The following is a 22,173-nucleotide window of genomic DNA, read 5'->3' as shown; positions in this document are numbered from 1 at the left end:
CTGTTTACCGGCAAAAACTGCGACATCCTGTCGCACCATGTATGGACGATGTAGCCGCGTATCTTTTACATCAGCGGCGGGTGCCTGCTCACAACCATCGGTCGGTTGGAGCGGGTGCCCGCTGTTTTTTTTGCGCGGACAAAACGTCCGCGCACGCTGGCGTGCGTGCAGGCTCATCAGCAGCAGATCAAGGTTTGCTTTGCCAGGGGCAGTAGCAGCCCACCGCCAACAGGCCGCGCGGCCGTACCGTCTGACCATCGACAAGTTTGTCGAGGATGGGCTCGACGAAACTATTGGCCGAGTTGCAGACCATGCCGATGCTGTACGGCCCGGCGTAGGCCAGATGCCCTTGCCGGTCCCAGATGGCCACCGCAGGGCTGGCCGGAATATGTTCGGCACCTTCAATCGTCGGCAGTTCCTTCAAACGACCACGCAGATACTCGGGCAGCTCACCCGTCGTGCCCGGGCGGCGCACCGCATAGAAATCGATGTTGGCACGGCGGTACATGCTGACCAGATAACTCAGGTGTGCGCCGGTTTCGCGGTTGCAGACCTTGCAGGCCGGGTCCCAGAAATGCACGACGCGGATGCGCCCGTTGGCGCCGGCCAGTTCCGGTGGCAGCTTGAGCTGGGTGTCGTCGAAGACGATGGCCTGTTCGGCGAAGCTGGCCTGCTCGCTGAGGCCGAAGTATTGCCACAGCGCTATCGCAATACCGGCCATCAACACACAGCCTGCCGCTATCCAAAGCCGCATGCCGCGCCGACGCGGCGATGCACCGCTACGCGGGCTCACGAGGCGTCGTCCGCGCCGAACTTGTGCTCGTACTGCTCAAGCATCTCGGCGCAGGAATCGGCCTGGGCGCGGCGGTAGATCTCGGTGCGCTCCGGCGCGCGGCTGCGCTGCAGGCACTGGTTGATGGCCGCACGTTCACTGGCCTGCACATCGGCGGTCTGCGGCCGCGAGCAGACATAGACCAGCGAGGCCAGCGCCAGCACCACGAAGCCGGCGCAGCCCAGCATGACCAGATGAAATTTCAGCTTGTCCCGACGCACAGCCGCTACCCGCATATCCATACAAGATGCGCAATGTATCACTTTTGTATGGATATGACCGGGTCGCGTTTAGACGATAGCCTGCGTACGCGTCTCAGGCGCGGCCGAGATAACCTCGGTCAACTTGGTCAAGGCCGTCGCCAGGCTGTGCTGGTCCACCGCCCCGCCCAAGGACAGGCGGATGGCATTGCCGGCCTGCTCCTCGATGCTGAAGGACTCCGAGCTGGCGATGCCCAGGCCCTGCGCCTGTGCGGCCTGGATCAACCGGTACTGGTCCAGCCTCGGGGGCAGCGGCAGCCACACATGCAGGCCGGACGGGTGCGCCTGATACGGCGCCGGCAGGATGCGCGCGGCGATCTGCTGGCGCTGGCGCAGCTCCTGCTGGAAGCGGCGCACCATCTCATCGGCCTGGCCGCTGCGGATCCAGTGCGAAGCCACCGCCACCATTGACTGGGTGGGCATCAGCGCGATCGAGCGCAGGGCGTCCAGCAAGGGTTCCATCGGCTCGCCCGGCGGCACCACCAGATAGGCGGTGCGCAGGCCCGGCGCCAGGCACTTGGACAGGGTGGAAACGTAGTAGACCGGGGCGTCGGGGTGGCTATCCACCGCCAGCGGCGGCGCCGCATCGGCGGCCAACAGCCAGTACGGATCGTCCTCGACCACCGCCACGCCATGGCGGCGGGCAATGGCCAGGATGGCCGCGCGACGGGCCTGCGACATGGTCGCGGTGGTCGGGTTCTGGATGGTCGGGATCAGGTAGATCAGGCTGAGCTTGCGCTGCTGGCAGGCCGCTTCCAGCGCGTCCGGCAGCATACCCTCGGCGTCCATGGCGATGGGGACGATGCCCCGCTGCAGCACGCGCGCGGCGGCCAGCAGGCCCGGATAGGTGAGCTGTTCGGCGGCAATCAGGTCGCCGGCCTGGGTCTTGGCCAGCACGATGGCGCACAGCGCGGCCTGCGCGCCGGGGCAGATCACCACCCGCTCGGCGGAGACGCTGCCGAGGATGGGCGCCAGCCATTGCACGGCAGCGGCGCGGTCATCGCGGGAGCCTGCGCCGACGTGGTAACTCATCAACTCGCCCTGCCCCAACTGCTGGCTGAGCTGCTGGAAACCGCGCTCCATGCCCTGCGCGAACGGGCTGCTGCCCAGCAGCGGCGGGATGTTCATGCTCAGGTCCACCGAGGTGGCGCTGTTGCCGGCCGACATCGCGATGAAGGTGCCGCCGGCGCCCTGCGCGTCGAGCAGATCGGACTGGCGCAGCTCGGCGTAGGCACGGGTGACCGTGGTCAGGTCCACGCCCATCAGCTGGGCCAGATCGCGTTGCGGCGGCAGGCGGTCGCCGGGTTGCAGCACGCCGTCGTCGACGGCATCGCGTACCTGCTGGGCAATCTGCAGGTAGAGCGGACCGGTGCCCTCGGCGAAGGGACGGACCCAGGTCCGGTTGGGTTTTTTCAGGCGTCGGCCTGCGGCTGGCTGCGGCATCGGATAAACCTTCCCTGCGTTGTACGTGCAACAACCCATACAATGTTGTATCTTGTATGGACTTGACTGGATCGGCAATCCTTTTGTAGGCACCGCCGTACGGACAGTGTAGCCGCTCCCGGCCCATGCGCCGGGCACCGGCGGTCCCCGCTCAAGAGCTCCTTCAACAGGGTCGACCTTCAATGAATATCTGCTGGAAACGCATCCGCCCAGCGCTGGCCGCTTTGGCATGCGTGGGCCTGTCTGGCTGCAACTGGGTACTACTGGACTCCAAAGGCGACGTGGGCATTGCCCAACGCGACCTGATCATCATCTGCATCGCCTTGATGCTGATCGTGGTGATACCGGCCATCGTGCTGACCTTCGTCTTTGCCTGGCGCTACCGCTCCGGCAATACCAAGGCCAAGTACATGCCCGATTGGGCGCACTCCACCAAGGTGGAAATCGTGGTCTGGGGCGTGCCCCTGATCATCGTCGCCGTGCTTGCCGTCATCGTGTGGAAATCCACCCACGAGCTTGACCCTTACAAGCCACTGGATATCCCCGGCGAGCCGCTGCATGTGGAAGTGATCGCCACCGACTGGAAGTGGGTATTCGTCTACCCGGACCTGGGCATCGCCACGGTCAACGAGCTGAACTTCCCGGCTGGGCAGCAGCTGGCCTTCGACATCACCTCCAACTCGACGATGAATACCTTCTTCATCCCGCAGCTGGGCGGGCAGATCTATGCGATGGCCGGCATGCGCACACAGCTGCATCTGGTGGCCAATGAGCCTGGCAAGTTCGACGGCATGTCGGGCAATTACAGCGGCCACGGTTTCTCCAACATGAAGTTTGTCGCCACCGCGATGAGCAACCAGCAGTTTGAGGACTGGGTTGCACAGGTGCGGCAATCGCCGGATCAGCTGAGCTTCGACGAATTCAAGCGTCTGGCCAAACCCAGCCGCAAGGCACCGGTGCAGCACTTCGCCAGCGTCGAGCCGTTGCTGTTCAAGAAGGTCATCGACCAGTTCATCGGCGTGGGTGAGAACACCGCGGCCACGTCGGGCCACAACGCAGAACCCAAGGCCTCCCAGGAGTAATGAGCATGTTCGGTAAGTTGACGTGGGACGCCGTGCCGTTGCACGACCCGATCGTCGTGGTGACATTGTTGGGCATGGTGCTGGGCGGCGTTGCGCTGCTCGGCGCGGTGACCTATTTCAAGCTGTGGGGCGTGCTGTGGCGCGACTGGTTCACCACGGTTGACCACAAGAAGATCGGCATCATGTACATCGTGGTGGCGCTGGTGATGTTGGTGCGCGGCTTTGCCGATGCACTGATGATGCGCGCACAGCTGGCTGCGGCCGGCCCCGGCAGCGATGGCTTCCTGCCACCGGAGCATTACGACCAGATCTTCACCGCGCATGGCGTGATCATGATCTTCTTCGTGGCCACACCGTTCGTGGTGGGCCTGATGAACATCGTGGTGCCGCTGCAGATCGGCGCGCGCGACATGGCCTTCCCCTTCCTCAACGCCTTCAGCTTCTGGATCTTCGTGGTCGGCGCTGCGCTGATGATGATCTCGCTGGGCCTTGGTGAGTTCGCGATGACCGGCTGGGTGGCGTACCCGCCTTTGTCTGGCATCGAGTTCAGTCCAGGAGTAGGTGTTGATTACTACATATGGGCGCTGCAGGCCTCCGGTGTCGGCACACTGCTGACCGGCGTCAACCTGTTCATCACCATCCTGCGCATGCGTGCGCCGGGCATGACCTTGATGAAGATGCCGGTGTTCACCTGGACCGTACTGGTCACCAGCGTCATCATCATTGCCGCGTTCCCGATCCTGACCGTTGCCCTCGGCGCGCTCACGCTGGACCGCTACCTGGACTTCAACTTCTACACCAATGACCTGGGTGGCAACCCGATGATGTACGTCAACCTGGTGTGGGCCTGGGGCCACCCGGAGGTGTACATCCTGGTATTGCCGGCGTTCGGCATCTTCTCCGAGATCACCGCCACGTTCTCGCGCAAGAAGCTGTTCGGCTACAAGTCGATGGTGGGTGCAACGCTGGCGATCGGCATCCTGTCGTTCGTGGTGTGGCTGCACCACTTCTTCACCATGGGCTCCGGTGCCAGCGTCAATGCCTTCTTCGGCATCATGACGATGATCATCGCGATCCCGACCGGCGTGAAAATCTTCACCTGGTTGTTCACCATGTACGGCGGCCGCGTCGAGTTCAGCGTGCCGATGCTGTGGACCATCGCCTTCCTGGTCACCTTCACCATCGGCGGCATGACCGGCGTGCTGCTGGCCATCCCGGGCGCGGACTTCCTGCTGCACAACAGCCTGTTCCTGGTGGCCCACTTCCACAACACCATCATCGGTGGCGCGCTGTTCGGCTACCTGGCCGGCTTCGTCTACTGGTTCCCGAAAGTGTTCGGCTTCACCCTCAACGAGCGCCTGGGCAAGTGGTCGTTCGCCTGCTGGATCATCGGTTTCTACCTGGCCTTCATGCCGCTGTACATGCTTGGCTTCATGGGCATGACCCGGCGCATGAACCAGTACGACAACCCGGCGTGGACGCCCTACCTGATTGCCGCCTTCGTCGGCGCGCTGTTCGTGCTCGCAGGCATCGTGCTGATGCTGGTGCAGATCTACGTCAGCGTCCGCGACCGCAAGCAGAACCAGGACATCACCGGCGACCCGTGGAATGCGCGCACGCTGGAATGGCAGACGCCCTCGCCGCCGCCGTTCTACAACTTCGCCGTGGTGCCCAAGGCCGACACGTTGGACGCCTTCCACGAAGCCAAGAAAGAAGGCCTGCCAAAGCCGCCCAAGCAGTACGCGCCCATCCACATGCCGCGTAACACCGGTGTGCCGCTGATCCTCAACATCTGGATCCTGGCACTGTGCTTCGCTTTGATCTGGCACATCTGGTGGCTGGCCGGTGCGAGCTTCGTGGCGATGATAGTCACCTTGATAGTGCGCTCCTACGACGAGGACGTGGATTACTACGTCAGCGCCGAAGAAGTGGCCGCCATCGAGAACCAACACCAGAACAAGCTCAAGCAGCACAGGGTGATTGCATGAACATCATGTCCAACGTCGCCGTAGACAACGCGCAGGCGGCCGAGCACAGCCATGACGACCATGGCCACGACCAGGGCGGCATGAAGGTCTTCGGCATGTGGGTCTACCTCATGTCCGACCTGGTACTGTTCGGCTCGCTGTTCGCCTCCTACGCGGTGCTCAGCAACGCGTATGCGGGCGGCCCGACGGGTGCCGAGCTGTTCTCGCTGCCGTTCGTGCTGGTGGAAACTTTCCTGCTGCTGGTCTCCAGCATCACCTACGGCCAGGCCGTGCTCGCGATGCACCGCCAGAACAAGCAGGCCGTGCTGACCTGGCTGGGCGTGACCTTCGCACTCGGTGCCGGCTTCATCGGCATGGAAGTGTATGAGTTCAACCACCTCATCCATATTGGCGCCGGCCCCACCACCAGCGCCTACCTGTCGGCGTTCTTCGCGCTGGTTGGCACGCACGGCCTGCACGTGGCCAGCGGCCTGATCTGGATGGCGGTGGTGATGCACCAGGTGAAGCGTCGCGGGCTCACCCCGACCAACGTCACCCGCATCTCCTGCCTGAGCCTGTTCTGGCACTTCCTGGACCTGGTCTGGATCTGCGTCTTCACCTTTGTCTATCTGATTGGAGTGTTCTGAACATGTCCGACAACGACACCTCCCGCGCCGGCAGCGGACATGGCTCCACCAAGTCCTACCTGATCGGTTTCGTGATCTGCGCTGTGCTCACCGTCATCCCCTTCATGCTGGTGATGAACCCGACGCTGTCGCGGCCACTGACGATGGCCCTGCTGGTCGGCTTTGCCGTCGTGCAGATCATCGTGCAGCTGGTGTACTTCCTGCACATGAACCGCTCCTCGGAGGGCGGCTGGAACCTGGCCAGTTTTGTTTTCACGCTGGTCATTCTTTTCATCGTGGTAGCACTCTCCATCTGGATCATCTGGAGCATGCACTTCCACATGATGGTCAACTGACGCACGCAACGGGCCGGCACACACTGCCGGCCCGTTGCATGCAGTTCGGCTGTCCGTCCTTCATCGACCATAGCCATGTCCCGCACCAACACCCCCGCCAGCGGCCTCGCCGCACTGGCCCGCAAACTGCACCTGTCCACCATCGCGATAAGCGCCACCACCCTGCTGCTGATCGCCTGCGCCGCAAAACCAAAAGTAGATTTCTATGGCAAGGACATCGCCTGCGAAGCACTCGGCCAGCAATGGACGATGCCGGACAGCACAGGCATAACCCGCAGCCAGGCTGACCTAAACGGCAAAGTGACCTACCTGTTCTTCGGCTTCACCAGCTGCCCGGACGTCTGCCCCACCACCATGGTGGAGTTGAACCGCGTAAAGCACCTGATGGGCTCGGACGCCGACAAACTGCAGGTGATCTTCGTCACCGTAGACCCGGCCCGCGACACCCCAGCTGTTGCCGAAACTTATGTAAAAGCGTTTGACCCGACTGCGACAGCGCTGGTTGGTGACGATGCGCAACTGGCCGCAATGGCAGCATCCTTCAAAGCCTTCTACGACCGCGAAGAAGGCAAGCACCCCGGCGCCTACTCGATGAGCCACACCGCAGGCGGCTACGTATTCGACCGCGAAGGACGGCTGCGTTTGTTCGCGCCGTTCGGCATGCCGGTGGAGCAGCTGTTCTCAGATGTGCAGCGACTAACGCTGGAGCCGACGCGCCCAAACCCAGCAATCTGTGACGCAACCGGATAGCCCCGAACCGGCAAGACCAAAGCCCCTCTCCCTGCGGGAGAGGGGTTGGGGTGAGGGCAGAACAAAACCACCAACCCCAAACCTCCAACCCCCCAACCAAACTCAGCCGTAAAACCTAAATCAACCTCACCGCTCAACACACCTACCACCAACCTCCCCACCCCCAACAAACGCCCCAACCGCCTCAACAAAACACCCAGGCGCAAAGTAAGACAGCAAATGCGCCCCACCCTCCACCGTACTGAAACTCACCTCCCCAGCCTTCCCCAGCACCGCCGCATGCTCCACCGCCCCCGCATACGCCGTATTCGGATCCAAGGTCCCATGCACAACCAAAGTCCTGGGTAACGCACCAGGCGACTTCCCAAACCAAACATCCTTGGCATAAGCAGGCACAGGCGCCCCGACCAGAAACCCCGGAATTGCGCTGACAAACAAGGCCCCAGCCGCCTCCTGCTCCACCAGCTCGCGCGTAAGCCCCGGCCGCGCATTGTTCTCCGACGCCGAGATCAACATCACCAGCGGCAACGAAGGCTGGTTGTTACCACCCTGCCCCATCCCCGCCATCGCCGTCTTCAACTCCGCCACCGTTGCCAGCAGCGCGGACGTATCGTCCACCGCCAGCCCATCAACGATGTCGGGAATACGCGCACGCAGCGCAGGGAAGTTCAGCAGCGAGCCCAGCAACCGGCGCAGATCACCACCCGGCACCTCGCCCTTCCACGACGCCGTCGGCGCAGCGGCCAGCACACGCTGATAGACCGCCACCTTCTGCTCGCCCAGCACCGCACGCCCCACCGCATCCACCAGCGCCGTGCGCCGGCTCAGATCCCACTGCTCGGTGGTCTCCAGCGGCACCAGCCCATCCAGGATCAAACCATCCAGCGGCATCGGCGCTACCTGCAGCGTACGCAAGGCCAGCTGCGTGCCGTACGACACCCCGTACAGATAGGTCGGCCCACTGCCCCGATAGCGCGACATCAGCAGCGCAAGATCCTGCGCCGCCTCGGTCACCGAGAACGCCTGCGTACGCGCCGCATCCGCATACATCGCACCAATGCAGCCACCCCACTCGTCCCCGGCCAGCCCAACACCATCCGCGCTGTCCGCAGCCTCCTGCACCGGACAGATGCGCTCCGACCGGCCCACGCCACGATGGTCCGGAATCACCAGGTCATAACCGGGAAACGCACGCCGGAAGGTGGCAACCACCGGATACAAGGACGCCCCGGACTCACCAGGCCCACCGGCCAACAGCCAAACCTCCCCGCGCCGCTCTGCAGCCTCAGCGGGAAACCACCGCACGAACAGCTTCAGCGAACCATCGGCCGGCGATTCATGCCGCAGCGGAACATGGGTGCTGACACAAAGGCTGCCTTCCAGCGCAGGAGACGAATCCGCATCGGCGCAGGCCACCGGCGCCTCGAAAGCCAGCTCCGCGCGCGCGGGAAGTGCTGCAAATAGTGCAGCCGCAAGAACAACAGATCGAAACATCGACTTTCATCCCCTGATGAGCAGGCGACAGCATGCCAGTGTGCAGGGGCTGCGGGAATGTCTATCGGTAATGGGTGGTTGGGGGCTGAGCGCGCCTATGTGCTGCTTAGTACCGCCGAGCTCTTACGGGCGTCGGAAACAATGGCGGACTGGCCTTCCTGGATCGCGCTGAAACTCCCGAGCTCAGCGCTCACCAAGGCCCAGGATTCCTTGGTCCAAGCGATAATCCACACCAGAGACAACCAATCGACTCAGCCGGAGAGCAACATGCGGTTTGTTTACCTACTTCTCTGCATCGCGGGCACCGCCCTGCCCCTAGCCCAGTTTGTGCCATGGCTATACGCCAACGGCCTCAATGTGCCGCTCCTACTGCAGCAGGCGACGTCCAGCAATATCGCAGCGTTCGCTTGGGCGGATGTCCTCATTTCGGGCCTTGCGACCATCGCACTCATTTGTGCTGAGGGACACAGACTTGGAATGCGTCGTCTGTGGATGCCGCTGTCCAGCATCGTGATTGGTCCGTCCTTAGCGCTACCTCTTTTTCTTTACATCAGGGAGCGGCATCTCGCAGCAACGCCGAAAGAAGCCTGATAATCCGCGATAGCCGAAGATCAGGGCTGCCCATGCCAACTCAGCCCATCTAACTGCTCGGCGAGACTGCATGGAATTTCGAAAGCACGCGGCAGGCGTCGAGTTCCGAAGCAAGGCAGGAAACATGCAGGAACGTAAGAACGCCTGTAGCAATGCACTTAGACCAACGTTTGCTTCCGTCCCATAGCGGCCATTGGCGCGGCCGCCGAGCCCTCCGGTGGGCCCGGTTATACGTCGGCTTGTTAGCCTGACCCAGCCGTCCTAAGATCGAGCTGCATCAAGGGCAAAGCCCACCATACCGCGCTTTGTGGATAAGTCGTATAACCGGACCCGCGGGTCCGTCTATTAGGTAGTTGGGCTTTAACGGAGATTGCAGTGAAACCCACGGAAGAGCATGAGATCAAGGTAGTACCTGCGCCTGGCCAGCAGATAAAGCTGCTCACCTCCCTCCGGAGCAAAAGCACCGACGAACTCGAAGATACACTTCAAGGATTTATCGGCACAGGTCAGTTCAGCATCTCGCTGGAAGGAACAAAGACGATCAATGATGTCTACTACGATACCGAGGATCTTCAGCTATTTGAGATTCATTCGTTACTCCGCGTACGCCATGTCGGGGACGCCACAAAACTCATCATCAAGACATTAACGAGCCAAAGCGCTGGCGAGCTGAAACGGGCCGAGCATGAGTTCAACATTAGCGCACAGGAACTTAAGGATCTAGAGAGCACAAACTTTAAGCAGTACGTGGATGTGCACTTTCCAGAGCTTTCAGGGCGATCATTTTCTAAGCTCATCAGCGTTCGCAACGACCGTTTGAACTATCTGCTTGTCAGAGCAACCGAGAGTTTTAGATTGTCTCTGGATCAATTTGTGCTTGTAAATTCAGCAAATGGAAAAGCAAGTAACCAGCTCTACGAAATTGAGTTGGAGGCACTCAACGCTGATGCATCAGTGCAGTTGCCTTTGATCAAGCCGAACCTACTCAAGCTGGTTAAGAATTCGCGCTTCTCTAATAGCTCAAAGTACGAAAGGGGCGTCCGACATTTCCACCTCGATCAAGCATACTGGAAGCAAGCACTATCTGCTTGGAGCACAGGGCCTGGCTTGAATTGGCTTGGCATGATTCTTAACCTTACCGGTATTGCGCTTACTATATTTGGCCTTTATATGACAATTCAGGCAAAACCCTAACAATTCATTCAAGCCGAACCCGCTGCGCGGGTCAGCTTAATTCCGGAGTCGAATGTCCGTTACTGGCCGCAGGGCGTCATGCGACCCAATGCGGCCATTTGCACCCTCAGCTTGCCGAGGTCGCCGAGCCTACCGCTGGGTCCGGTTGTACGTTGGCTTGTTAGCTGGACTCAGGCGCCCTAAGAGCGAGCCGTATCAAGGGAGAAGTCCCCCATACGGTGCTTTGTGGGTAAGTCGTATAACCGGACCCACGGGTCCGTCCATTAGGTAGTTAGACCGTATGACCATAGAGCGTAGCGACCGTCTATATGACACCTGGCGAACTTCCGCAGAGAAGTTCGACTACTTCGTTCTTGGGATTCTTGGCGCCCTCTGTGCCTACATCGCCAATGGATTTCAGGCGGAAGTAGTTGGGTCAAATCCCAAAACCTTGGAACTTCTGGCACTAGCCGCTTTGTTCGGCTCAGCGCTCTGCGGCTTCTTTCGCGTCGAGTCGACCATCTTTCTCACAAGCCTCAATCACAAGTACCTGAGAGCCAACGAGCAGCGAGGGCTACTCACTTAACAGCTCGCAAGCGGGGCTCCGTTCTTGAACTCAGCGACAGGGCAAGTCTATTCATTGCAGCACGCCCAAGCGGAGATCGCGGCAATTGATCACGCTTTGCCAAGCATCAACAAGCAAATGGAGTCCGCAGGTCGCCGGGCAGAGACCACTTATGCTTGGCGTAACCGCCTAGTTGTTCTCGGCTTTCTTATCTTGATGAGCTCACGGGTCTGGGCGGCCTACTACCATGCGGCCTAACCGTTCATTCAAGCCGAACCCGCTTCGCGGGTCGGCTTAGTTCAGGCGTTAGGCCCCGGATTGAGCATGACCGAGACTTCCAATTTAGAGACCGCGAGAGCCTTTGTTTCAGCGTGGCTCCTTGCAAATCACGAACAGCTCGGTCTTAGGCAGCTCAAGTTTGAACGGCTTGAGCTTCCCGCCGAGATCCTATCGACTTGGTACCAGTCAGAGGATCTCCTGGTTGACATTACTGCCTGGGATCATGCGCTTTGCCTAGACATACTGGTCACGGAGCAACCGTCCAATGAGCTTGTATTCTCCGAGCCAGGCTCTTGTGAAAGCACGGCGGGGCTCTTGGCTCGCCTCAATGCATTCTCGGGCTGGCTCACTAGGCGCGCAGCCGGGGCTTAACAATTCATTCAAGCCGAAGCCGCTTCGCGGCTCGGCTTAATCCAGGCGTTAAGTGCCTATGGAGAGTGTATGGATAGCCAACTATGGGGAGTTTTGATCGGTGCTGCCGTTGCAAGCATCGTTCCCCTCATCACTCTACGTACAACTCATACACAATGGCGGCTTGAGAAACGCATCGAAATCCTTCGCCGCAGGAAGGAAGGCCTTGAGCGGATCTACGCAGATATCTTCCAAAAGCTGCCGGCCGCACTACAGGAACGCAATTATCCAATTAGCATGATGGGCGCTATCAGCGTTCATGCTTCACGAGAAGTTCGCAAGCTGTACTATGACCACTTGGATAGTAAAGAACGAGACCACACAAAAATGAAACACCTGCTTCTTGAAATGACTGTAGCCGCCAACAAGCACATCGCCAGCATCGATCATGAAGTTGACAAGCTACTCAAGTAGCGCGCCTAACAATTCATTCAAGCCGACGCCGTTTCACGGCGCGGCTTAATTCAGCCGTTGAACGCCCCCTACTGGCCGGCAGCGGACATTGGCCGAGCCCAACACAGGCTTGCTTGCAAAAGCTGCTCTATAGCTCGTTGAATTCGGCGCGTCCCTTGGCATCGAGCAAATATGAATGACCCTGAAGTTTGACGATGGATAGACTCTCGGACTCGATTTTGACAGATCTAATGCGAACAAAGCTAAGGCTATCTTTTTTGTATTTTACGCCGAATTTTGAGGATAGCTTGCCGTCAAAAGGCTTTCCACGTGCGAAGAGCACGATGTTGGTCCCTTGGGCGTCTTGTGCCGAACGGAATACTATCCCGTCAAATGGTTTGTCGCATACGTGGGCCAGATACTCCGCCATCGTCTGGGTCACGATGTAGTCGGACTCTCTCCCAGGTAAAATTGGTTGGGATACTTGCTCATGCAACTGACGAAGCGCCGCGAAACGGATGCGTTTCTCTGAGTATTTTGGATCAAACAGGCTGTGCTTGGCCCAAGCCTTCTCGAGTCTACGGAGATCCAGCACACGAAGTTTGCGCGTGGTTCTCAGCTCGACTACAGCCAAAGTACTCCCGATCGCCGGGCGCATCTCTGACACGCAGGTTTTAGCCTCATTTGATGCATAAAGCACCGATACGCCTTCAGCGTTCATACGGCCGCTTCTCGCCAGTTCGGGCGGAGGCGGTCCCACTTGACGCGCAGGTGCTGCAGTTACCGCCAGCTGCATTGATTCAGAGTCTACGACCCGAGAGCGAAACAGTTGTGCATCCAAGGGGAGGCTATAGCACACAGGTCCCTGATTTCCGTCCACACGTGCTGTGATGTCATCAATGCCTTCGAAGAGTGCCGCGAACATCGACGCCGCTACCGGACTAAAGAATCTTCGACCGTGCTTAAGCTCTGCTTTCGTCTCATGCCAGCCGGGGAAGGCGCTGGGTTCGTATTGGATAAACCTAAACTGGTAGTTGGTTCCATCGCACCAGTACCCGTAGTCGCCAGACTGCGGATCGCAGTCCTCAGCTTCTTTGACCGCCTCAACAATGGATGAGTGGCAGTTGTAACACTCGCCAAGTACATCTTGAACGATATCCGAGAGATCATCTCCTAGTTGCTGCCAGGAGCCCCTGTCGTCATCGACGCCTGCAAAGTGTTTAGTTTCTTCGCCCACAACGTAATATCGCCGAAGTATGCCTTCGAGTCTTCGGCCAAGATCATTGATAGAGATGCCTTTGCGCTTCTTGCTGCATTCAGTGCAGTCAACCATTGCCGAGTTGGATTCGATCTCCACTCTCAGGAAGTCGTCTACGATGCAAGTTTTGCAGATTCCTAGATCCATGGTGTCGGGTAGCATCCGAAGTAAAAAAACACATTATTTGCCAAGCAAGACAACTCAGCCATGCGGTTGGCGGATCGCTGGGTTGCTCCAAGGTGAGCCCGTTCGGCAGGCGGGGATGTCTGTGCTGAAAGCCAATCCACATGAGCTGCCGGTCACCGATAGTTATGTTGCATCGCTAACAATGCGCGAGCGCTAGTGGTGCGTCAGCCACGTGGCGATCTGTGTTCGAATTTTGAGTGTCCGCAATTGGCCGCTCGGCATCATGCGACCCCGAACGGACATCTGCACTTCTACCGAAGCGAGCTTGCGGTGGTCACTGAGTCCTCCTCTGGATCCGATTGTACGCTGGGTTGTTCGCTGGACCCAGTGGCCCTAAGATCGAGCTTAATCAGGGGATAGCCCGCTATATGGTGTGCTGTGGATAAGTCATATGGCCAGACTGACGGGTCCGTCTACTAGGTAGTTAGGTATCACACAAGGAGTATGTAGTGACTGAAAAAAAGCCGTGGCTAAGTACACTTGCTCTAGTCGGGTTTGAAGCAAACGCGGCCATTGAAGCGGGTCATGGGAATTCTCTCTCGTTCGATGAGATCTATAGAGGTATTGAGAGAGGGACTCTGCTCGAAGACATCAACAAGAAGCTGCCAGGAGTCTGTGACTTCAGCTTGTACCCAGCTGGCAGTGAACAATCAATTGCTCTCCATGAGGTGCTCAATTTAGTAGCCGGTGGGCTGCAAGGGCGCGAACGCCGGAAACTTGGCATAGAGAAATCGGGGTTGCACTTGCTTCTTGCCTTTGTTCTGGAGGCTATGCAGCATCAGTATTGGGTAAAGCCGTGATGCCTAACAATTCATTCAAGCCGACGTCGCTTCGTAGCGCGGCTTAACTCAAGCGTTAGACTGCTATGCACGTTATCGAGATTGCTGGGGCAAACTTCCACGTAGTGGAGCCTGAGTCGCGGGATCTGCTTTCCTCCATCGTTTCACGAGACGGCTCAAAGCTTGCTTGCGTACATCTTGTTCCTGGCGGCTTTCGAATCCGACTGTTCATCCGGGGCAACGGTGCGCCGCAGTGGCAAGGAAAGTGGTGGCACGAGCAACAGCCCATCTCCCTAACCGATACTCGGCAACAGGCAGACAATCTGGCCGAAGAGCATGTCGATGTCGCGGCCTAGCAATTCATTCGAGCCGAACCCGCTCCGCGGGGCTGTTTGGTACAGACGCTAGCTTGCAAGGAGGGATCGTGGAGGCCACCGAGAAAATTCAGAAGCTCCGAGAGTACAAAGCCAAGTTGTTCCAATGGCAGAAAAGTCATGACGTAGAGACTCGCTCATGGATCAGTGAGAACACTCTCTGGGTGCGCCGCGAGACGATTGAAGCCGGGTGCTTTTTCACTATGACCATTTCACCGCCACCAGCTGTGGGTGGCTTGGTCATGCAGAACGTTGATCCGTTCGCAATGATGTTTAGTCCTCCATACCTCATGAATCTTATGGGGCACGTGGTCGATATGATTGACAAGACGATCGGTGTATTAAAGGAGCCGCCGCGTGAGCCAAAGTTGCCCAAGGCAATTGCGGCGCCCGATCCAGTTCAGAAGGGCTACGCTTTCATCGCAATGCCAATAGATCCGGCCGATGCACAGCTTGAGGATGTGCTTGATGCGATCAAAGAGGCAGCAAAACGTTGTGGCGTTCAAGCAGAGCGCGTCGACGAACCACATTCAAACGAACGCATCACCGACAGAATCCTGGAATCGATTCGTAAGGCTGAGTACGTCATCGTTGACCTTACAGGATCCCGTCCCAACGTCTTTTATGAAGCTGGCTATGCCCAGGGACTACGCAAAACACCTATCTACATAGCGCGGGAAGGCACACGTTTGGAGTTCGATCTTAAGGACTATCCGGTCATATTTTTTAGGAGCATGAAGGAACTCAAAGATCTTCTGGAGAGTAGGTTGCGCGGGTTGGCGGGCGCGCGCGCAACCTAGCCATTCATTCGATCCGTCGCGCTTTGTGGCGAGACTTAACTCAGGTGTTAGACCGCTCGGGGGGGGAATCCGTGAACGAGAAGCAGAAGATCGAGGTGGCGACCGCAATCGGATTTCTCGCTCTATACAACGCGGAGCAAGGAACTTCCTACAAATTCGGAGAGCTTTCGGACAGCCCTGATGTAGTATGCTTTGACGCTGACGGCAAGCGGCTCGGGCTTGAGATCACTCTCGCGGAGGATTGCCCCCGAGACATTCAAGCGGCACTCGGCCGGTCTGATCATCTCAACATGGCAAACTTCCATCCGAGTCGGCCAGCGAGCAATCTCCAAGGTAATGTCACGGAGTCCTTGCTTCAGCGAGTACATGAGAAACTTTAGAAAAATTATGGAGCGCGTACAGCGTTGGTCGTTCGCAGCGCATCTGGCGTCGATTGGGACTGGGACTTACAGGTAATAGAAATCCAGAGAGTGCTTGCCGGGAACCAGAATAATTTCGATCATGGCGTTTGGCTTTTGAACCGCCAGATGGATCGGTTGTTCAGACTACTGGAACCACATGGATGCGGGTCAGCGGTCCAATAATTCATTCAAGCCGATGCTGCTTCTCGGCCCGGCTTAGTTCAGGCGTTTGTAACTGTTCGCTTCTGGCCGAAAGCAGCCGAAAGTGCACAAGGAAGCTCCCACCAAGAGCATCAAGAACAGAGCGGACTTTCCGCTCTGCTCATTACTACTCAATCACCGCCCACCAAACCGCCGCCGATACTCCCCCGGCGACAACCCCACAATCCGACTAAACACCTTCCGAAACGAACCCGGGTCGCTGTAACCCACGTCCCAGGCAATCCGCTCCAGCGGCACGTTACTGGTCTGCAGCATCTCCCGTGCGCGGGCTACGCGTACGCGTTGGCAGTATTCGGTGGCGGTCATGCCGGTGGCTTTCTGAAAGCGGCGCAGGAAGGTGCGCTCTTCAAGCCCTGCGCGTTGTGCGAGTTCGGCGGACGCGACCTGTTTGGCGTGGGTGTCGTGCAGCCATTGCTGCACGGCCAGCACGGCGGCGTCGCCGTGCGTCATGCGTGGCGAAAAACTGCTGTAGTAGCGCTGTTGGCGGCCGGGTGGATCGATCAATAGCGTGCGTGCGACATCTAGCATTACTACGGCGCCGAGGTAGCGGTCTACCAGCCGCAGGCCGAGGTCGGTCCAGGCCATGGCGCCGCCTGCGCTGAAGATGTCGCCGCCGTCGATGAGCATCTGGTCCACGTCCAGCGTCACGTCCGGAAAGCGCGCGGCCAGCAGTTCGGCGTATTGCCAGTTGGTGGTGATGGTGCGGCCGGCCAGGCGCCCTGTTTCGGCCAGCAAGAATGCGCCGGCGCAAACCGATGCGAGCGTGGTGCCGTCGTCGTGCAATGCGCGCAGCCAGCCCAGGTAGGGCGCGGCGGCTTCGGTGGAAATCGGAGGCTGCATGCTGGGCGGCAGGATCATCACCTGCGGTGTACCGGTTGGCGGCTGGCTTGAGCTGTAGACGGCTTGCGGCGCTTGGCCGGGCGCTTCGATGCGCCAGTGCGTGACCTGCAGTTCGGGGGCGGCGGGCGTTGCGCGTTCACTGGAGAGCCTGTCGGCCAGGGCGAACAGGTCGGTCAGGCCGAGCACCGCCGCCAGCTGGGCGCCGGGATACAGCAGGATTCCCACTTGGATGTGACCGTCGGTGCGCATCTGTCGGTACAGCCCTCAAGAATGTCGGTAGCGCCTCTTCGTGGTGGCAGGCCGGTCGCGGAGACTTCTCCCACACCATTCAACCACCCATCAGGGAGCCGTACATGAGCAAGCGCGCCATTATCGTCGTCGATCTTCAGAATGAATACCTTGCCACCGGCAAGCTGCCGCTGGTGGGCATTGATGCCGCCACCGCCAATGCGGTGCGCGTGATTGCCGATGCGCGGGCCAAGGGCGTGCCGGTGCTGCATGTCCGCCATGAATCCGCCAGCAGCGATGCGCCCATCTTCGTGCCGGGCTCGGACGGGGTGCGGATCATGGGCGCTGTCGCACCCATCAGCGATGAGCCGGTAATCGTCAAGAACCACGTCAATTCGTTCCGCGATACCGATCTGAAGCAGCAGCTTGAAGCGCGCGGGATCGAGGATGTGGTGGTGGTTGGCGCGATGAGCCATATGTGCGTGGATGCGGTGGTGCGCGCGTCGGCCGACATGGGCTATGCGGTCACCGTGCTGCACGACGCCTGCGCTACGCGTGATCTGGAGTTCAATGGCGTTGTGGCGCCCGCTGCGCAGGTGCATGCGGCAATGATGGCGTCGTTTGAGTTCGGGTATGGGCGGGTTGTTGCTACGGATGAGCATTTGCTGGGGTGATGGTCGACGTAACCAGACGGATAAACGGGTAGAGCATCGTTATCAAGCACTGGCCTGCCCGCTCCTCTGGTAGGAATCTGACCACCTTCGCCGCACCTTCCCAGGCACGTTGTTTTTCAGCATGCCAAGCTATATCGCTCCATCCACGCATATCACACGCACCAGACCGACCACGGATGTTCCCTCTGGCGCCACCAACCGTCCAGGAGTTCGGGATCAGTCTCATTGTGATGTCTTGCAGGGGCTTGCTATTAGTTGCAGTTCGCCCAGCGAATGGAGCAAGGACGCATGGATTGGCAAGCACAGACCAGAAGCGATGCGATTTCGTCGCACCATCGTCTGATCGACATCCGCTGGACACGTACCGATCCACCAGAGGGCTTATGGCCTTACACGATCAGCTATAGCGATGTACTCAACAGCGCCTTCCAGTTGAATGCCCTGTGTTTGCGTCAATCCAATACGCTTGAACTCAAGACCTTCCTTGGACAGCCCGTTGGCTTTGGTCTGGCAACCGCGCCGGGAGCACGTCGCTGGCTGTCAGGCATCGTGACTGGGGTGAAGTCGCTGGGGGACGCGAGCGGCTTCACGCTGATCGGGCTGCGAGTTGAATCTGCACTGTCGCTGCTTGGCCGCCGACTTACATGCCGGATATTCCAGGACCAGAGTGTGCCGCAGATCGTTGCGACAATTCTGGACGAGCACCGGTATAAAAACTCACAAATTGCCGCAGCGTTCTCCCATAGCTCTACGCTACAGCGCGAGTACAAGCCGCGCTCATACTGCGTGCAGTACAACGAAAGCGACCAGGACTTCATTGAACGCCTGCTCGCCGAGGAAGGCATCACCTACCGGTTCTCTTTTGAATCCGATGCGCCCCAACATCAGCTGATACTCAGTGATGACCTTCTTCCTGAAGGTGAGATCACCCACCACTTGCGATACCGCGCTCAAGCAGAGACGGTCGGCCCGGAAGAACACATCCTTATCGACTGGCGAGCGCACCGACAGTTGATCGGTTCGTCGGTAGAAATGTCCAGCTACGACTACAAGCCTGCTCAAGCCCTGCAGGGAAAGGACCGCAGCATCGAGCGGCAAGGTGAAGCCGGCGAGCAAGCTGCCTCTACATTGAGTGAGTACCGCGCCCTTACCCAGTACTACGCCGACAACAACACCGACATGGACCGCTATGCGCGGTTGCGGATGCAGGCGCAGGAACTACAGGCCAAGACATTTCACGGCGAGGGAAGGCTACGCACGCTGGCGACCGGTCAAGGCTTTCTGCTGGAGGACCACCCTGCGCATGCCGATGACACCTCGGAGCAACGTAGCTTCGTGGTCACTGGCATCACCCTGAAGGCCCGCAACAATCTTCCCGACTCCTGGACCCTGCCCGAAGCTTTGCGAGCGCAGGCGCACAGAGAAATCGACCAGTGCAGCGATGACCTGCATGACCCTGATTCTACAGACAGTGTTTACTGCCGTTTCAGCGCAGTGCGCCGTGATGTCCCGTTGGTGCCGGCCTATGCTGACCGGCTGGCGCGTCCAACCGCCCCGGGCCCGCAAACCGCAATCGTAGTGGGACCGCCTGCCGAAGAGGTGTACACGGACGAATTGGGCCGCATCCGTGTCCAATTACACGCACAGCGTCCGGACGAGCATACCAATGGCACCGCCAACCACGATGAGCGTTCGTCAACCTGGATACGCGTGGCCATGCCCAGCGCTGGTGAAGGATTCGGCCATCAATTTTTGCCCAGAGTTGGGCACGAAGTACTGATTGATTTCATTGCCGGAGATATCGACAGGCCCATCATTGTCGGAACCATCCACAACGGCCGACATCCGCCACCGGAATTCAGCGGTATGCGCGGCTTGCCAGGCAACCGCGCCCTGTCCGGCATCCGCACCCGCGAGCACCACGGTAGTGGCTACAGCGAGCTGCTCATGGACGACACGCCAGGACAGGTTCGCGCCCGCTTGGCGGCTACACCGCATGCCACAGAGTTGAATCTTGGCAAGTTGACCACCCCGCGTCAGGACGGAGAGTCGCAGCCGCGAGGCGATGGCGCGGAACTGCGCAGCGACGCCGCCATCGCGGTGCGCGCGGCGCAAGGGCTGCTGCTGACGACCTATGCCCGTCACATGGCGCAGGGCACGCAGCTCGACCGCCAGGAGTTGACCACTTTACTGGACGAATGCGTTGGCCTTTTCCGTGGCCTCGGCCAGACCGCGGCGGCCCGCGGCGCACAAGGCGCTGATGATGGCGGCTTGGTGCAGTTGCGTGATGCTCTGGCGGCTTGGCCCGAACCCGGCAGCGAGGGCGGTGAGCCCGTGGCCGCCATCGCCGGTGCGGCAGGCATCGTCACCGGCACCCCGCGATCACAACTGCATTATGCCGGCGAAAATCATGACGTAGCTGCCACCGATAACGTGCAGTCCGTCAGCGGCGGCGCTACCCGGCTGCATGCGGGCAAAGGCGTGTCGCTGTATGCGCAGGAAGAAGGCATCCGCACTATCGCCAACAGCGGCAAGGTGCTGATACAGGCGCAGGAAGATGACGTCGCGATCAACGCGCAGAAGAACCTGCATCTGTCGGCCAGTGAAGGCGAGGTGGTGGTTACGGCGCCCACCATCCGTTTGGTGGCTGATGATGGCAGCTATATCCGCATCGGCAACGGCGTGGAGATCGGTACGCAAGGCAAAGCGGTGGTGCATGCCGCCAGCCATGATTGGCAAGGCCCCAAGACCGACAACTCGCCCCTCCCCTCCTTCGGGCGCGACCCGGCTGCGCGGCAGTACCGCCTGCACTATCAAGGCGATATCGCAGCCGTGGCTACTGGCCTTGCCTACCAGCTGATGCTGGACGACGGCAGCAAGGTGCAAGGGCAGGTAAGCGCTAGTGGACACAGTGAGCGCGTTGAGCGCGACGAGATGTCGCGGGTCAGCCTTGTCGCCAGGCAGGAGGCAAAGGATGCGGCGACAATACCGCCAAGCTGGAAGGTCGCTGACCTGCTCAAACTTCTATGTCCTGACGACAAGGCCGTTGTGGATCAGCTGGCGCAGACCGATGTGCAGGTGGCGGATAGAATCTACTTCGATGATGTCTATTACGATGGCACCGAGTGGGGTACCAAACGTTTCGAAGCAGGCGGCACATCCAGCACGGATGACAAAGTCATCGGGCTACTGAGCGGCACATCTCCGGAGGATGCAGTGAACACGGTCTATCACGAAATCCGACATCAGAATCAGCCAGAAGACATGCCTTGGCGCGAGAAGGAAGAGGACGCTTACTACGCCACCGAAGCCTGGACAATTGCGAAGGGCCTGCCAGGCCAGGGCGGCGACGTACTCCGCACGACTAACGCCGATGGAAGCGTGGTGCCCGATCGTCAGGCAGTCCGCGACCTTGTCAACGACCACTATCCAATACCGACATCGGCGAATGGTCCCATTCCTGTCGGGCACGACAAGGAAAGCGGCCAGACAATCCTGAGTGATGGCAGTCAGCGCGATCCTATTCTCGGTGATACCTATCCGGGGGAAATGGTTACTGAAGGACAGCGGACGATTCCGAAATCCGTATGGAAATGCCCTGGCCTGCAATGATGAAAGCGCAACTGTTCCACACCAGACACATCATGTCGTCAGTACTTGTAGGCCTGCTTTTGATGGCAGGCGGATGTGTACAAATCAATCAGAGAGATCAGCCCGTGACCGCTCCCAGTCTTCCTGCGTATGTTGTTCTGAAACTCGCTTCGGGAGAACGCCGTATAGATCAAGGCGAGCTTGAAGCCATCCAGCATGAATTGGTAGCCGCGCTGCAACGCCAGCTGCCGCAAGCGGACTACGCCATCTTGGCAGAAGAGGCCCGGCAGGCAACACGTTTCATTGGACCGGATCATGTCGCCCGCATCGGGCTGTGGACACTGCAGGTGCGCGCCGGACGACCGGTCCTGGTGCGACAACAGCTGCCACGCGCAGCCGTCATGTTGTCGCATATCGCACATCTGACGGAGAAGGACGGCCGCTGGATTGTGCAATCGTTGGCATTGGAAAAGCTGCGTGGGCGTTGAAATGGACGCGGTGCAGCGGCTCAACGCCCACCGATCTCCGAGTTCATCCCCATGCGGTAAGCGATCACGATCATTCGTACCACCGTGCGATCAACCTTGCGGGTCTGCTC

The 22,173-nt window shown here is 59.4% G+C and carries 19 protein-coding genes; 13 read left to right on the top strand and 6 right to left on the bottom strand.

Going from position 1 to position 22,173, the window contains the following annotated elements:
* Positions 1 to 187 precede the first annotated feature (187 nt).
* The 3 genes from ABE493_RS11150 to ABE493_RS11140 form a co-directional block, all read right to left on the bottom strand.
* Positions 188 to 721, bottom strand: coding sequence for a DUF6436 domain-containing protein (locus ABE493_RS11150; protein WP_346498985.1), 534 nt, complete (start codon positions 719 to 721; stop codon positions 188 to 190).
* 68 nt (positions 722 to 789) lie between these two features.
* Positions 790 to 1,074: a hypothetical protein gene (locus ABE493_RS11145; protein ID WP_346498984.1), complete on the bottom strand. Its 285-nt coding sequence runs from the start codon at positions 1,072 to 1,074 to the stop codon at positions 790 to 792.
* A 48-nt stretch (positions 1,075 to 1,122) separates the two neighbouring features.
* Positions 1,123 to 2,535 carry a PLP-dependent aminotransferase family protein gene (locus ABE493_RS11140; protein ID WP_346498983.1) on the bottom strand — a complete coding sequence of 471 codons (1,413 nt, stop codon included), beginning with the start codon at positions 2,533 to 2,535 and terminating at the stop codon, positions 1,123 to 1,125.
* Positions 2,536 to 2,717: 182 nt separating this feature from the next.
* Here ABE493_RS11140 and cyoA point away from each other — a divergent pair, with 182 nt between their 5' ends.
* The 5 genes from cyoA to ABE493_RS11115 all read left to right on the top strand — a co-directional run bounded on the left by cyoA (position 2,718) and on the right by ABE493_RS11115 (position 7,316).
* Positions 2,718 to 3,617 (top strand): ubiquinol oxidase subunit II, encoded by a 900-nt coding sequence (gene cyoA, locus ABE493_RS11135; protein WP_346498982.1) that lies wholly within the window; start codon positions 2,718 to 2,720, stop codon positions 3,615 to 3,617.
* 5 nt (positions 3,618 to 3,622) lie between these two features.
* Complete coding sequence (cyoB, locus tag ABE493_RS11130; protein ID WP_346498981.1) at positions 3,623 to 5,605, top strand: cytochrome o ubiquinol oxidase subunit I; 1,983 nt, start codon at positions 3,623 to 3,625, stop codon at positions 5,603 to 5,605.
* Positions 5,602 to 6,231 carry a cytochrome o ubiquinol oxidase subunit III gene (cyoC, locus tag ABE493_RS11125; RefSeq protein ID WP_346498980.1) on the top strand — a complete coding sequence of 210 codons (630 nt, stop codon included), beginning with the start codon at positions 5,602 to 5,604 and terminating at the stop codon, positions 6,229 to 6,231. Before cyoB ends, cyoC begins: the two co-directional genes overlap by 4 nt.
* A gap of 2 nt (positions 6,232 to 6,233) precedes the next feature.
* Positions 6,234 to 6,566 carry a cytochrome o ubiquinol oxidase subunit IV gene (cyoD, locus tag ABE493_RS11120; protein ID WP_057627619.1) on the top strand — a complete coding sequence of 111 codons (333 nt, stop codon included), beginning with the start codon at positions 6,234 to 6,236 and terminating at the stop codon, positions 6,564 to 6,566.
* Positions 6,567 to 6,641: 75 nt separating this feature from the next.
* A complete protein-coding gene (locus ABE493_RS11115) occupies positions 6,642 to 7,316 on the top strand; it encodes an SCO family protein (protein ID WP_346498979.1) in 675 nt (224 codons plus the stop codon).
* 126 nt (positions 7,317 to 7,442) lie between these two features.
* On the opposite strand, the gene ABE493_RS11110 is transcribed toward ABE493_RS11115, so the two are convergent.
* The gene (locus ABE493_RS11110) at positions 7,443 to 8,810 is read right to left on the bottom strand and encodes an alpha/beta hydrolase (RefSeq protein ID WP_346498978.1); all 1,368 of its coding nucleotides are present in this window, start codon (positions 8,808 to 8,810) and stop codon (positions 7,443 to 7,445) included.
* Positions 8,811 to 8,867: 57 nt separating this feature from the next.
* On the opposite strand from ABE493_RS11110, the gene ABE493_RS11105 reads away from it, so the two are divergent.
* The 3 genes from ABE493_RS11105 (at position 8,868) to ABE493_RS11095 (ending at position 12,243) form a co-directional block, all read left to right on the top strand.
* The gene (locus ABE493_RS11105) at positions 8,868 to 9,401 is read left to right on the top strand and encodes a DUF2834 domain-containing protein (RefSeq protein ID WP_346498977.1); all 534 of its coding nucleotides are present in this window, start codon (positions 8,868 to 8,870) and stop codon (positions 9,399 to 9,401) included.
* A gap of 375 nt (positions 9,402 to 9,776) precedes the next feature.
* Positions 9,777 to 10,595 (top strand): CYTH domain-containing protein, encoded by an 819-nt coding sequence (locus ABE493_RS11100; protein ID WP_346498976.1) that lies wholly within the window; start codon positions 9,777 to 9,779, stop codon positions 10,593 to 10,595.
* Between the two features lie 1,264 nt (positions 10,596 to 11,859).
* Positions 11,860 to 12,243: a hypothetical protein gene (locus ABE493_RS11095; protein ID WP_346498975.1), complete on the top strand. Its 384-nt coding sequence runs from the start codon at positions 11,860 to 11,862 to the stop codon at positions 12,241 to 12,243.
* Between the two features lie 127 nt (positions 12,244 to 12,370).
* On the opposite strand, the gene ABE493_RS11090 is transcribed toward ABE493_RS11095, so the two are convergent.
* A complete protein-coding gene (locus tag ABE493_RS11090; RefSeq protein WP_346498974.1) occupies positions 12,371 to 13,579 on the bottom strand; it encodes an RES family NAD+ phosphorylase in 1,209 nt (402 codons plus the stop codon).
* 536 nt (positions 13,580 to 14,115) lie between these two features.
* Here ABE493_RS11090 and ABE493_RS11085 point away from each other — a divergent pair.
* A complete protein-coding gene (locus ABE493_RS11085; protein ID WP_346498973.1) occupies positions 14,116 to 14,466 on the top strand; it encodes a hypothetical protein in 351 nt (116 codons plus the stop codon).
* A 403-nt stretch (positions 14,467 to 14,869) separates the two neighbouring features.
* Complete coding sequence (locus ABE493_RS11080; protein WP_346498972.1) at positions 14,870 to 15,619, top strand: hypothetical protein; 750 nt, start codon at positions 14,870 to 14,872, stop codon at positions 15,617 to 15,619.
* Between the two features lie 737 nt (positions 15,620 to 16,356).
* On the opposite strand, the gene ABE493_RS11075 is transcribed toward ABE493_RS11080, so the two are convergent.
* The gene (locus ABE493_RS11075; RefSeq protein ID WP_346498971.1) at positions 16,357 to 17,331 is read right to left on the bottom strand and encodes a GlxA family transcriptional regulator; all 975 of its coding nucleotides are present in this window, start codon (positions 17,329 to 17,331) and stop codon (positions 16,357 to 16,359) included.
* A 104-nt stretch (positions 17,332 to 17,435) separates the two neighbouring features.
* Between ABE493_RS11075 and ABE493_RS11070 the strand changes: the two genes are divergently transcribed.
* From ABE493_RS11070 to ABE493_RS11060, 3 genes are all read left to right on the top strand, one after another.
* Complete coding sequence (locus ABE493_RS11070) at positions 17,436 to 17,984, top strand: cysteine hydrolase family protein (protein ID WP_346498970.1); 549 nt, start codon at positions 17,436 to 17,438, stop codon at positions 17,982 to 17,984.
* A 288-nt stretch (positions 17,985 to 18,272) separates the two neighbouring features.
* Positions 18,273 to 21,596, top strand: a complete 3,324-nt coding sequence (locus ABE493_RS11065) for a type VI secretion system Vgr family protein (protein ID WP_346498969.1) — start codon at positions 18,273 to 18,275, stop codon at positions 21,594 to 21,596.
* On the top strand, positions 21,596 to 22,063 hold the full coding sequence (locus tag ABE493_RS11060) for a hypothetical protein (protein ID WP_346498968.1): 468 nt from the start codon (positions 21,596 to 21,598) through the stop codon (positions 22,061 to 22,063). Before ABE493_RS11065 ends, ABE493_RS11060 begins: the two co-directional genes overlap by 1 nt.
* The last annotated feature ends 110 nt before the right edge of the window (positions 22,064 to 22,173 follow it).

The organism is Stenotrophomonas terrae (assembly GCF_039674165.1).
In the GTDB taxonomy this organism is placed as follows: domain Bacteria; phylum Pseudomonadota; class Gammaproteobacteria; order Xanthomonadales; family Xanthomonadaceae; genus Stenotrophomonas; species Stenotrophomonas terrae_A.
This window is presented reverse-complemented; position numbering and strand designations above follow the sequence as displayed.

Bases quoted from the DNA above. Each gene is read 5' to 3' on its own strand.
- ABE493_RS11145 (WP_346498984.1), bottom strand. From the start codon at position 1,074: ATGGATATGCGGGTAGCGGCTGTGCGTCGGGACAAGCTGAAATTTCAT.
- cyoD (WP_057627619.1), top strand. From the start codon at position 6,234: ATGTCCGACAACGACACCTCCCGCGCCGGCAGCGGACATGGCTCCACC.
- ABE493_RS11140 (WP_346498983.1), bottom strand. From the start codon at position 2,535: ATGCCGCAGCCAGCCGCAGGCCGACGCCTGAAAAAACCCAACCGGACC.
- ABE493_RS11110 (WP_346498978.1), bottom strand. From the start codon at position 8,810: ATGTTTCGATCTGTTGTTCTTGCGGCTGCACTATTTGCAGCACTTCCC.
- ABE493_RS11060 (WP_346498968.1), top strand. From the start codon at position 21,596: ATGAAAGCGCAACTGTTCCACACCAGACACATCATGTCGTCAGTACTT.
- cyoA (WP_346498982.1), top strand. From the start codon at position 2,718: ATGAATATCTGCTGGAAACGCATCCGCCCAGCGCTGGCCGCTTTGGCA.
- cyoC (WP_346498980.1), top strand. From the start codon at position 5,602: ATGAACATCATGTCCAACGTCGCCGTAGACAACGCGCAGGCGGCCGAG.
- ABE493_RS11065 (WP_346498969.1), top strand. From the start codon at position 18,273: ATGGATTGGCAAGCACAGACCAGAAGCGATGCGATTTCGTCGCACCAT.
- ABE493_RS11105 (WP_346498977.1), top strand. From the start codon at position 8,868: ATGTCTATCGGTAATGGGTGGTTGGGGGCTGAGCGCGCCTATGTGCTG.
- ABE493_RS11115 (WP_346498979.1), top strand. From the start codon at position 6,642: ATGTCCCGCACCAACACCCCCGCCAGCGGCCTCGCCGCACTGGCCCGC.
- ABE493_RS11150 (WP_346498985.1), bottom strand. From the start codon at position 721: ATGGCCGGTATTGCGATAGCGCTGTGGCAATACTTCGGCCTCAGCGAG.
- ABE493_RS11095 (WP_346498975.1), top strand. From the start codon at position 11,860: ATGGATAGCCAACTATGGGGAGTTTTGATCGGTGCTGCCGTTGCAAGC.
- cyoB (WP_346498981.1), top strand. From the start codon at position 3,623: ATGTTCGGTAAGTTGACGTGGGACGCCGTGCCGTTGCACGACCCGATC.
- ABE493_RS11070 (WP_346498970.1), top strand. From the start codon at position 17,436: ATGAGCAAGCGCGCCATTATCGTCGTCGATCTTCAGAATGAATACCTT.
- ABE493_RS11075 (WP_346498971.1), bottom strand. From the start codon at position 17,331: ATGCGCACCGACGGTCACATCCAAGTGGGAATCCTGCTGTATCCCGGC.